The organism is Pseudomonas bohemica, from assembly GCF_002934685.1.
In the GTDB taxonomy this organism is placed as follows: Bacteria; Pseudomonadota; Gammaproteobacteria; order Pseudomonadales; family Pseudomonadaceae; genus Aquipseudomonas; species Aquipseudomonas bohemica.
This window is the reverse complement of record NZ_NKHL01000052.1, coordinates 1-10,475: the sequence shown is the minus strand read 5'-3', so window position 1 is coordinate 10,475 and position 10,475 is coordinate 1. Positions and strand designations below refer to the sequence as shown.

General features: G+C 57.6%; 11 protein-coding genes and 1 tRNA gene. 6 read left to right on the top strand and 6 right to left on the bottom strand.

The window, feature by feature from the left end:
- Positions 1-363: 363 nt before the first annotated feature.
- The 3 genes from CE491_RS00730 to CE491_RS00720 all read right to left on the bottom strand — a co-directional run bounded on the left by CE491_RS00730 (position 364) and on the right by CE491_RS00720 (position 2,475).
- Positions 364-1,308, bottom strand: coding sequence for a GGDEF domain-containing protein (locus CE491_RS00730; RefSeq protein WP_110946470.1), 945 nt, complete (start codon positions 1,306-1,308; stop codon positions 364-366).
- A gap of 348 nt (positions 1,309-1,656) precedes the next feature.
- Complete coding sequence (locus CE491_RS00725; RefSeq protein WP_110946469.1) at positions 1,657-1,935, bottom strand: hypothetical protein; 279 nt, start codon at positions 1,933-1,935, stop codon at positions 1,657-1,659.
- Positions 1,936-2,253: 318 nt separating this feature from the next.
- Positions 2,254-2,475 (bottom strand): hypothetical protein, encoded by a 222-nt coding sequence (locus tag CE491_RS00720; RefSeq protein ID WP_234407461.1) that lies wholly within the window; start codon positions 2,473-2,475, stop codon positions 2,254-2,256.
- 718 nt (positions 2,476-3,193) lie between these two features.
- On the opposite strand from CE491_RS00720, the gene CE491_RS00710 reads away from it, so the two are divergent.
- From CE491_RS00710 to CE491_RS00700, 3 genes are all read left to right on the top strand, one after another.
- Positions 3,194-3,270 (top strand) — tRNA-Val (locus CE491_RS00710).
- A 274-nt stretch (positions 3,271-3,544) separates the two neighbouring features.
- Positions 3,545-4,111 (top strand): DUF4174 domain-containing protein, encoded by a 567-nt coding sequence (locus tag CE491_RS00705; RefSeq protein ID WP_110946466.1) that lies wholly within the window; start codon positions 3,545-3,547, stop codon positions 4,109-4,111.
- Between the two features lie 159 nt (positions 4,112-4,270).
- Positions 4,271-4,567, top strand: coding sequence for a 2-oxoacid ferredoxin oxidoreductase (locus CE491_RS00700; protein ID WP_234407460.1), 297 nt, complete (start codon positions 4,271-4,273; stop codon positions 4,565-4,567).
- A gap of 149 nt (positions 4,568-4,716) precedes the next feature.
- Here the strand turns inward: CE491_RS00700 and CE491_RS00695 are convergent, their stop codons facing one another.
- A complete protein-coding gene (locus tag CE491_RS00695; RefSeq protein ID WP_199884921.1) occupies positions 4,717-5,349 on the bottom strand; it encodes a DUF5666 domain-containing protein in 633 nt (210 codons plus the stop codon).
- 287 nt (positions 5,350-5,636) lie between these two features.
- Between CE491_RS00695 and CE491_RS00690 the strand changes: the two genes are divergently transcribed.
- From CE491_RS00690 to CE491_RS00680, 3 genes are read left to right on the top strand one after another with little or no spacing between them, the layout of a single operon-like run.
- The gene (locus CE491_RS00690) at positions 5,637-6,719 is read left to right on the top strand and encodes an ABC transporter substrate-binding protein (RefSeq protein WP_110946464.1); all 1,083 of its coding nucleotides are present in this window, start codon (positions 5,637-5,639) and stop codon (positions 6,717-6,719) included.
- On the top strand, positions 6,706-7,704 hold the full coding sequence (locus tag CE491_RS00685) for an ABC transporter permease (protein WP_110946463.1): 999 nt from the start codon (positions 6,706-6,708) through the stop codon (positions 7,702-7,704). Before CE491_RS00690 ends, CE491_RS00685 begins: the two co-directional genes overlap by 14 nt.
- Positions 7,698-8,492, top strand: a complete 795-nt coding sequence (locus CE491_RS00680; protein WP_110946462.1) for an ABC transporter ATP-binding protein — start codon at positions 7,698-7,700, stop codon at positions 8,490-8,492. The genes CE491_RS00685 and CE491_RS00680 overlap by 7 nt, the downstream gene beginning before the upstream one ends.
- 53 nt (positions 8,493-8,545) lie before the next feature.
- Here CE491_RS00680 and dacB read toward each other — a convergent pair whose 3' ends face one another.
- Both dacB and CE491_RS30555 read right to left on the bottom strand, forming a co-directional pair.
- Positions 8,546-10,015, bottom strand: a complete 1,470-nt coding sequence (gene dacB, locus CE491_RS00675) for a D-alanyl-D-alanine carboxypeptidase/D-alanyl-D-alanine endopeptidase (protein WP_110946461.1) — start codon at positions 10,013-10,015, stop codon at positions 8,546-8,548.
- Positions 10,016-10,289: 274 nt separating this feature from the next.
- On the bottom strand, positions 10,290-10,475 hold a 186-nt coding region (locus CE491_RS30555), incomplete at its 5' end, for a hypothetical protein (protein WP_234407459.1).

Sequence of the window (10,475 nt, the reverse complement as noted above, 5' to 3'; positions counted from 1 at the left end):
TCGATTTTGAACGCTGCCGTTTTTTGAAACCGCTATGGCTCAGCAACTGAGAAATAGCTGCCTACTTCAGACCATCCTTAGGAGTTTGCCGTCATCGCTGATTCAGGGATTTGTCAAACAGCCTTCTTTGCTGATTTGCCCGGTTGTCAACATGCGCATAATCGCATGTTGGCATCATTCGCGAAGTGGGGCAGGAATACTTTCTGGGATATTTTGCGGTGGGATTTGTTGTCAGCAGGCCGCCGAATCCCGCGCTTCTAAAAGGGGTGCCAAATATGGGGAGTAGAAAGCTCCTAATTTTGCGAAGCACAAAACTCTGCGCCCTAATTCGCAGCGCTAGGGACGGTTGAGCGTACTCCGTGCTTAGCCTGTAGCCGTTTCGGGGTGCGTGAAGGATTCCCATATTTGAAAACCTGATTTTCCCCTCTCTTTTACCATGTAAAGAGCTTGATCGCTCGCTCTCATTAATTTGGAAAGGGTATTCAATTCTGGCGAAAAAATTGCACCGCCTATGCTAATGCTGACATTGATAAGTGAATCTTGAAAAATTATGCCGGCCCGCATTTTTTCGAGCATAACATTTGCGATGTTTTTGAAATCCTCATTGTTGTCAAAGCTCGCTATCAACGCAAACTCATCACCGCCGAGGCGCGCTAGCAATTGATTTTTGGACTCTTTTACATCCAGGCGTTTGGTGGTTTTTATAAGAATATGGTCGCCCGCATTATGGCCATAGGTATCGTTGATTTTTTTGAAGTCATCTATGTCGAATAATAAAATCCCGGTTTGCCGCCCTAACTTCAGATTCCGCTTGATAGTATTGGCATAGGCTTTTTGGAGAGCGCGTCTATTTGGAAGGCCTGTCAAGGGGTCGGTCAATGAGGCAATTTTTAATTTCTCTTCGGCCATAATTTGCCTAGTTATGTCCCGCGATAGACATAGAATAAGCCTTGTCGAATTGTCTTCCGACATGATAGGGGTAAGGATATTTTCCCAGACAACTGCCGACTGCCCAGGAAGCTCGCTTCTCCCTATAAATGTAGATTTCCTTCCTTGGGCCGCATTGTCTAGTGCCCGCTGTCCGGCGCGTCTGACATCTGGTGGCAACAAGTTTAGCCATTTGTATGCTATGTTCATGGGCGAGTCCATTAAGCCCAGAGCCTTTTTACCAGCCAGATTAGCTCGCAAGAGATAACCATCTTTATCTAGTAGTTTTATACAGTCGACACTCGCGTCTAGCATCAGCTGGAAGGTCTGGAGTTCCTTTGTATCATCCAGCGAATAAGGCTGCATTTTGCTCTGAGTCATAACTGCTACTCCATGGCGTGGCAGCTACAGAATATGATGTCCTTTAGCCATCTGGCAAGTCCGGCTGGTGTGCAGACATCGCCTGGATCTCGGGAACTAGTATGGACGGTCCTTGTGCAAGCGCAAGACGGTGAAGCGTGAGTGGCTGGGCAGACTCCCAAAGGTAATTTTTCAGTCCGTACCTCGTACCACTTTTTGTACCAAATGAAGGTTTTGAGGGGTTTTAGGGGCGGTTATGGCCCCGCAAAGCCCCTGAAACCCCGTTTCCCAATACACCAGCTAATCCGCACTTGATAAATTTGCGGATTAGCTGGATTGGCAAGGGTGTGAAACCAACTGCCTTTGGTCTCAGAAATCTTGGGTCTGTTCTACAATTTCAAGTTTCACAATCAACTTGTGGCCGATCTTTTCTTTCAGCTCCCAATACAGGTGCTCGATATCCTTCACTCTGAACTCCTGGTCAGCAGTGGGCAGTTTATCCCATGAAAGGTCGGCCAAAGTCCTGTGCTCGAACCGATCCCCGATGAAAGCAGCCGGGAAAGGAGAAGTAGACTTCACGCTCCACACGGGGTCGTTGGTGAAAGAGTTTTCGTAGAGCTCGAAATGGTACTCAAGAGGCTTGGACATGGCTGGCGCTTCCTGCTGGGCTGGTGACAAAACCTATATTGCGCCGCCCAACGGATTTGCAAAACCCCCTCGTAAGCTATTGATTCTTATGGGCTGAAACGGTCAGTTTTACGGGCGTCTGAATATGCATAATCTGTTATACAAATCAATGGGTTAGACTGGATCTGCCGCCCACCTTGACATGGTGGGGGTCGTTGGTTCGAGTCCAATCGCGCCTACCACACAAAATCCGCTCTGCTGGGCGGTAACGAAAAGGGCGACCCGAGAGGGCCGCCCTTTTTTGTGTCTGCGCGTCGGCTTGAGTCGGGCGCGCTTGGCTCAGTCGGCCTTGGCGCGGGTGATTCGACCGCCCTTGATCTCATCGACATAGGCGCGCAATCGGTCGGCGTCCTTGTACTGCTGATTCATCAAATGCAGCACCGCGACTACGTCGACATCCTTGATGCGTTCGGCCAAGCGGCTGATCTCGCCAGCGGTACGCTCCAGATTACCGGCAATCGCGTTCAGTTCACGCTTGAGCTCCAGCGCTGATTTCTTCATTCCCACTTTTAAATTCCCCACACACCGATAGGCCTGACTGACAGCCACCACCCTTTATAGACAACGCTACGTAACAGGGGTGAATGATACGCGAGCACTGAGTGTTTTGCGGCTACAAAAAAGGCGCTCATCGAGCGCCTCTTAATCACCGGTCAGCCAGATCAACCCCCGGCTCCACCAGCGCTCGATGAGCTACCGGAGGACCCTTTGGAGCCGCTACCCGTGGATCCGCCCCCCGTGGACGAGCCGCCGGGGAGGTCGACGTCGTTGCTGCCGCCTGTGCCATTGCTCATCGCGCCAGTATTCATGCCGCGGCGGATCCCGATCGCGCCGTCGCCGTTATCCATGTCGGTGCCTTGCCTTTCCACGTCGCTGCCTTGGGTTCTCGGGTCCTGGCCTGTCTGCGAAGGGGGTGGGCCTATAGACGGAGAGGCGGCTCCAGCCAGTGCCCCGACCGAGCCGCACGCCAGGGCGCAGCCAAGCGCCAGTGCCGCAAATGATTTGTTCATCAGGTGATCTCCTTGTCCTAAGTCCTGTCCTGACGTTTGGCCCTTCGCTTTCCAACATAGTGCCATCATGGCGACCAGCGGTAATTGTTCGAATCGGCGTGGCAGGGCTCGCGCCGCGTGGGCTGCAAAAAATTCGCATATTCATAGGGTTAGTGTGCAAAAAAGACGTTGACACACATTTGAATATCCGTAGAATGCCGACCCACAGCAGGCACGTAGCTCAGTTGGTTAGAGCACCACCTTGACATGGTGGGGGTCGTTGGTTCGAGTCCAATCGCGCCTACCAAACAAATCCGCTCTGCTGGGCGGTAACGAAAAGGGCGAGTCGAAAGACTCGCCCTTTTTTGTTTTCTCAAAATGCTGCGGCTTGCCATTCTTCAGGTCGGAAATTCCTCTACCACCTCTCGCGCCCTATGCGCAGCCATGCCGGGCCTCTCATCGGCGTTCCCGGAGTTCTCTTGCACCTGAGCTGAAAAAAAATCCTGATTTTTCAGTCCATCGCCTGGACCTTTTGCCATGATGCGCGATCATCAGTGCATGAAAATTGAAAGGAGGTGCGTATGTTTATTCGGTCACTGACCCTTGCCGCTCTGTTGGCTGTTGCCGGGCCACTGCTTGCAGCCGATGCAGATACCCCACTGGCTCAGGAGCGTGGCAAGTCTCGGCCGTTGATTATCATTGCCTCCAGTTCCGTGGACCCAACGCTGGTGAAGCTGAAGAAGGACTTCAATGACTCGCCCAATAAAGAAGAGTTCGCCAAGCGCAATGTGGCCCTGTACACCATCGTCGCCCTGGCCGGGCAGCGCAATGGCAAGGACATGGATGCACAGTCGACCATGGCGCTCATTAGAGAGCTGAAGCTCACAGTGCTGGATAAAGATCAGGCCCAGGTGATTCTTGTCGGCAAGGATGGCGAGAAGAAGATCGACCACAAGGGCGCTATCGATCCCAAGGAGATATTCAGCACCATCGACCAGATGCCGATGGCGGAAAAGGAAGCGGCTGCCGCTAAACCCGACACCCCTCCGGAAGAGCCGAAATCCACAGCGCAAGGCGGTAAGCCGGGCAAACCCGGCAAGGCAGGCAAGGGCGCTGCGGCGGCTCCGCCCGCTGCGCTGGATGACTGATCTTCGTCATCGCCGCTGGATACCGGATCGAGGTTCGGCATCTGGCTTCAGCGGTAGGGCTTATCTGAGTCTTGCTGGTAAGATCGCTCCTTTTTTACCGAAAGGACTGTCATGAAACACTGGGCGGGAGCTGTAGCGCTGGCGATGCTGGCGGGTTGCATGAACTTGAATCAAACTCGCTCGGCAGGGCCTGCGCATGTTTATTCGAGCCAGAAGCCGGCCGCCGCGGTCGCCGAATGCATCAAGGTAAGCTGGGGCAATGTGCAGCTGTTCGGTGACGTCGCCGATGTGTTCATGGAGCAGGGCAAGCCTGGCGAATTCACTGTCTATACCACCGAGGGCGAATACTTTGCCGACGTGACCGGCAAGGGAGGCGCCACCTCGGTCAGCTTCTACGCCAAGCCGGGCGCGAAGGTGATCGACCAGCGTGGGGCGATGGTGGCGACGTGTCTGTGACGGCTGGTCCCTCAGCCATTTTTGCTGGCATTCCCCCGATCCTGTAGACGCCGATTCGGTAGCAGCGCCTGCCGGCGGTGGCGTTCGTACGAGCGTCACGCCGGTAAGCCGGGCTATTACACAATGTTCTCTTGGGCCCTAGGTTTGACCTACATCGGCGGTGTCACGCCATTCTCTCCGGCTGAAATCGACAGTGCGCTGAGCGAGCCGTCCGCCGCGGGCTGGGCCTGAACTACGATTTTCACTCCCGGTTTGAGCAGGCTGCGATCGCCCGGGACCAGGTTGACGATCGGCACGTCATCCGGGATCACGATCTTCTTCTGGCCTCCTTTGTAATTCACGGTAATGGTGCGCCCGTCGCTGGTCACCAGATCGCCCACCGAGCCGTTGGTCATGGTGCTGTCCTTGCCCAGGTCAAACGCGCGATGGCCATCCCCTGTACCTGCCATCTGCGGAGGGAAAACGTGAACTTCGAGCGCCTTGAGCGTGCCATCGGCCTGGGGCACGGCCGCCGAACCGATGTAGCTTCCGGGTTTGATCTCTGACACTTGCGCCAGGGTCACGCTCCGCACCTGAGTGTCCTTGGTCAGGCTGACCTGCAGGTCCTCGTTGCGATTGCTATGCACCTTGAGTATGTCGCCGTCGATGGCGGTGATCGCGCCGCGTACCCGGGTGGGCTTGGCGTCTTCGGCCTGGCACGCGCCGGCCATCGTCAGCGCCGAGGCCAGCAGACTGGCAATCAGCAGGGTGTGCCGCAAGGGTTTGCTTGTTCTGATGTTCATGGGTCGCCATCCTCTGGGTTGGTCCGGCGAGCTTAGCGTTACCTGCGCAGGAAGGGGATGACATCCCTGTCAGAAAGCCACGCCCGTGATTCACTGATCGTTGCGCGTGATGCTGAAATGTCGCGCTGACACATAGACTGTTTGCATAGTCTTATAGAATAAAAATGAATTTAAGTAATTAAATATCCGGTGATAAAGTTTTAAGCAGTCGCTGGAACCTCACTCAAGGTTATTAAAACTTTCCAGATGACGACGCCCGTTTTCATTCATCTGTTAAGGAAACACCCATGGCCGTTTTCGATCATCTGAGCCGCCGCCGCGTGCTGAGTCTGGCGGGCGCTGCGCTGGCTTCGCCTCTGCTGTTGTCATTGCCGCGCGGCGTCTGGGGGGCGGACGAGCACGCCGATCACGCAAGCCATGGCACCGATGCAGGAGCCGAACCCGCTGGCACAGGGGATTTCATCCGGCTGGATCAACCCCGCGCGCTGAAACTGGCGATCAACCTCAACGCGGTGTGCCTGGCCCCGGTGGTGATTGCCCACGGTCAGGGCTTTTTCAAGAAGCACAATCTGGATGTCGAACTGGTCAACTTCGGCAATTCCACTGAAGTGCTACTCGAGGCCATTGCCACCGGTAAGGCGGATGCCGGCATCGGCATGGCGCTGCGTTGGCTCAAGGCGCTGGAGCAGGGCTTCGACGTCAAACTGACCGCAGGCACTCACGGCGGATGCCTGCGCCTGCTGACGGCTGCCAATGGTGGCGTCAGCAAGCTGGAAGACCTCAAGGGCAAGGCCATCGGGGTGACTGACATGGCCAGTCCCGATCGCAACTTCTTCTCGATCCTGCTCAAGAAACACGGCGTGGACCCGGTGCGTGACGTCGAATGGCGCCTGTATCCCGCTGACCTGTTGGGCACCGCCCTGGAGCGCGGCGAGGTCCAGGCGGTCAGCGGTAGCGACCCGTTCATGTATCGTCTGATCAGCGCCGGCAAGGCCCGCGAACTGTCCACCAATCTGGTCGAGGAGTACGCCAATCTGAGCTGCTGCGTGGTCGGGGTTACCGGCAAGCTGGCTCGCGATGAAAAACGCGTAGTCGCCGCGCTGACCCAGGCGATTCTCGAGGCCCACGACTATTCGGTGAAACATCCCGAGCAGGTTGCCAAAGGCTTCCAGGCGTACGCGCTCAACACCACGACCGAGGAAGTGGTGGCGATCCTCCACGACCACACCCATGGTCATCATGCCGTTGGCGCGGCATTGACGGCCGAGATTGCTACCTATGTCCGCGATCTCAAGACGGTTGAAGTGATTCGTCAGAGCACCGATGCCGATACCTTTGCCGGGGAGATCACTGCCGATGTCTTCAGTTGAGCTGGTCGAAACCGGCGAATCCGTGAACACCTCGACAGTCCGCCTGTGGCTGCAGGGCCTGGTGGCAGCAGCGGTGTGGATCGCGTCGGCCGCACTGATCATCTGGTGGCCGAACGCCGTGCGCAAGTGGCCGATGACCCAGGGGCTAGCCAATGTGTGCCTGACCATCGCGGCGCTGATCGTGCTCGCGGTGATTGTCGGGCGCTGGTCTGAACGCCTGGCACGACGCACGCAGACCTTGGGCGCGTGGCTGATCGCCTTGCCCATCCTGCTCAGTCTCTGGGAGCTGTTCACTGCAAAGCTCGGTTGGTTGCCGGTGCCGTTCTTCGCTCCGCCCCAGGCGCTGCTCGATGTCTATGTGGAGGACTGGCCACGGCTCGCCGACAGCCTTTTGCATTCGGCGATTCTGCTGGGCAGCGGTGTAGCAGTGGGAGCGATCACAGGTTTCACTGCCGGCGTGGCCATCGGCTGGTCGCGCAGCATTGGCTACTGGTTGCATCCGGTGTTGCGCATCCTGGGCCCTGTGCCGTCCACGGCCTTGCTGCCGCTGTGCTTTTTCCTGTTTCCCAGCAGTTGGAGCGCGAGCGTGTTCCTGATCGCCCTGGCCACCTGGTTTCCGGTCACCGTGCTGACCTGGTCCGGGGTGTCCAGTGTCGACAAGGCTTACTACGACGTTGCCCGCACGTTAGGCGCCAGCCAGCGTTTCCTGATCTTCAAAGTGGCCATTCCCGCCGCGTTGCCCCATGTATTCGTCGGCCTGTTCATGGGGTTGGGCGCATCGTTTTCGACCTTGGTCGTGGCGGAAATGATGGGCGTGAAATCCGGGATCGGCTGGTACCTGCAATGGGCGCAGGGTTGGGCCGCTTACGCCAACATGTATGCCGCGCTATTGATCATGGCGTTGGCGTGTTCGGGGTTGATCTCAGCATTGTTTTTGATTCGTGACCGGCTATTGGCTTGGCAGCAGGGAGCAATGAAATGGTGAACACGGCGCGTGCAAGTGTCGCGCAGCAAAGCCCGGGGTTGGCGCTGCGCATCGACAATCTGAGTCACGCTTTTTCCCTGGAAGGGCACCGTTTGCCGGTGCTGGAGCGGGTGTCGCTGGATGTTGCTGCGGGCGAATTCGTCGCGTTGCTGGGGCCGTCCGGGTGCGGCAAGTCGACCTTGCTGCGGCTGGTGGCGGGGCTGGAACCCGCTGATCGCGGAACGCTGCTGGCGGACGGCGTGGCGATTACGTCACCTGATCCCAGTCGGGTCGTGGTGTTTCAGGATCCTACGCTCTACCCCTGGCGTCGGGTCTGGGACAACGTTGCACTGGGGCTGGAGGCGCAAGGGCTGCTCAAGACCACGCGCGGCAAAGTCGATCAGGCGTTGGCGAAAGTCGGCCTGAGCCAGTTCGCCCGCGCCTACCCCCGGCAGTTGTCCGGTGGCATGGCGCAGCGCGTGGCCCTGGCCCGGGCCTTGGTCAACGAACCGCGCTTGCTGATTCTCGACGAGCCTCTGGGCAAGCTGGACTCGTTGACGCGGATCGCCATGCAACAGGAGTTGATCGATCTCTGGCAGCGACAGGGCTACACCGCGTTGCTGGTGACCCATGATGTGGAGGAGGCGCTGCTGCTGGCTAATCGGGTCATCGTGTTCAGCGATCGCCCGGCGACAATCAAGGCTGAACTGACCATCGACCGGGGTTACCCGCGGCACCGCGACGACCCGTATCTGCTCGACTTGCGCAAGCAGATCCTGGGGCTGTTGGGGCTTGCAGAGAGTTGGTAGCGGGGAGGGTGCTGCGCGCTGTCAGTCACTGCCGACAGCGCGCAAGCCGTTCGTTATTGCTGTTGTAGCGAGAGGGTCGTGTTGGCCAGTTTCGGCTGATTGAACATGCTCACCAGCACCTCGTCGAGAATCGATGAGGCACCCCACGGGCGAGCGTCGTTGAGGATGGCGACGACGACCCAGGTATTGCCATTGCTGTCGCGGCTGAAGCCTGCAATGGCACGAACGGTGTTCAGGGTGCCGGTCTTGATATGGGCTTCGCCGCGCAGGGCGGTGCGTTTCAGACGCTTGCGCATGGTGCCGTCCATGCCTGCCAGCGGCAGCGAGCTCATGAATTCAGCCTGATACGGGCTGTTCCAGGCGGCTTGAAGCAGTTGCGCCATTTCCCGTGCGCTGACTCGTTCGGCCCGAGAAAGCCCCGAACCGTTTTCCATGACCAGATGCGGGGCAGTGATGCCCTTTTTCGCCAGCCACTGGCGAATTACCCGCTGCGCGGCCTTGGCATCGTCGCCGTCGGCTTCGTTGCGGAACTCCGAACCCAGGCTCAGGAACAGTTGCTGGGCCATGGTGTTGTTACTGAATTTGTTGATGTCGCGGATGATTTCCGCCAGGTCGGGCGAGTAGGCCTTGGCCAGCAGTTTGGCGCTGCCGGGCACTACGTCCAGACGGTCCTTGCCGAGAATGGTGCCACCCAGTTCCTGCCAGATGGCGCGAACGGCCCCTGCGGTGTAGGTTGGGTGATCGAGCAGCGACAGATAGGTCTGCGAATTGCAGCCATCACCCAGTTGCCCGGATACCGTGACCGTGATGCCGCCATCGGCTTCGGGCACCGGATTGTACAGCACGTCCCCCGTGCACTTGTTCGAGGACAGGGCCTTGACCTGATTGTTGATGTGAATCGCCGCGATCGGCGGTTCTACCGAAACCAGAATCTTGCCGCCGTCGTTGCGGGTCACGAATCGCAGGGCCTTGAGGTTGACCATCAGCGAGTCGGGGCGGACCAGGAATGGCTTGTTCTTGTCGTTGCCATCGTCGTCGAATACTGGCAACTGCGGCTGGACGAAATGGCTGCGGTCCAGCACCAGATCGCCGGTGACCTGCTGTACACCATTGGCGCGCAGGTCACGCATCAGCAGCCAGAGTTTCTCCATGTTCAGCTTCGGATCGCCGCCACCCTTGAGGTAGAGGTTGCCGCGCAGGACGCCATTGCTCAGCGTGCCGTCGGTGTAGAATTCGGTCTTCCATTGGTGGGTCGGGCCAAGCATTTCCAGAGCGGCGTAGGTGGTCACCAGCTTCATGGTAGAGGCAGGGTTGACCGACACATCGGCGTTATAAACGGTGGGCGTGCCAGGACCTGTCAGCGGCAGCATCACCAGCGACAGCGCGTTGTTGTCCAGTTTTCCGGCCTTGAGCGCTTCTTGAACCTTGGGTGGCAGGGCGGTGTTGATGGGTGCAGCGACGACAGAGAAAGAAATCGGCAAAAGCAGGGTGGCAAAAAACAGCGGACGCAAAGACTTGATCATTCAATAAACCCTACTGCAGCAAGAGCGGGAAAGAGGAGGGGATGGATTCCCTCGTGACGTAAAAATGACCGGGACTGAAGAAAGCCTCGGACAGCGGGCGAAAAAAGGCCCCGTAATGATGCGGCATTATGCCCCAAGCCTTCGTGACTTGCGCCGGGGAGCAACCGTCAAACCGCGCTATTTTTGCAAATGGCGCCGGATTGTCACGTGAAAACGCGTTTTCTGTGCGCAGGCGGCAGGCGAGGGTGCGGTTTTCGAACATATGAGACACAGCTCATGCATGTTCGGGATATTGGCGGGCGCCGGGGTGGTGTCGAATCGGTGTCTGCCAACCGGTCATCCACAAAAAAGCCACCGCGAAGGGTGGCTTTTTTGTAACGACTGTCCCGTCCTGAATAAGGTTTACACCTTCTGACCTTTCCTCAGGAGGAACCAATGGATTCGGGAAAAAGGCGCAGTC

Bases quoted from the DNA above. Each gene is read 5' to 3' on its own strand.
- CE491_RS00730 (WP_110946470.1), bottom strand. From the start codon at position 1,308: ATGACTCAGAGCAAAATGCAGCCTTATTCGCTGGATGATACAAAGGAA.
- CE491_RS00725 (WP_110946469.1), bottom strand. From the start codon at position 1,935: ATGTCCAAGCCTCTTGAGTACCATTTCGAGCTCTACGAAAACTCTTTC.
- CE491_RS00720 (WP_234407461.1), bottom strand. From the start codon at position 2,475: ATGAAGAAATCAGCGCTGGAGCTCAAGCGTGAACTGAACGCGATTGCC.
- CE491_RS00705 (WP_110946466.1), top strand. From the start codon at position 3,545: ATGTTTATTCGGTCACTGACCCTTGCCGCTCTGTTGGCTGTTGCCGGG.
- CE491_RS00700 (WP_234407460.1), top strand. From the start codon at position 4,271: ATGAACTTGAATCAAACTCGCTCGGCAGGGCCTGCGCATGTTTATTCG.
- CE491_RS00695 (WP_199884921.1), bottom strand. From the start codon at position 5,349: ATGAACATCAGAACAAGCAAACCCTTGCGGCACACCCTGCTGATTGCC.
- CE491_RS00690 (WP_110946464.1), top strand. From the start codon at position 5,637: ATGGCCGTTTTCGATCATCTGAGCCGCCGCCGCGTGCTGAGTCTGGCG.
- CE491_RS00685 (WP_110946463.1), top strand. From the start codon at position 6,706: ATGTCTTCAGTTGAGCTGGTCGAAACCGGCGAATCCGTGAACACCTCG.
- CE491_RS00680 (WP_110946462.1), top strand. From the start codon at position 7,698: ATGGTGAACACGGCGCGTGCAAGTGTCGCGCAGCAAAGCCCGGGGTTG.
- dacB (WP_110946461.1), bottom strand. From the start codon at position 10,015: ATGATCAAGTCTTTGCGTCCGCTGTTTTTTGCCACCCTGCTTTTGCCG.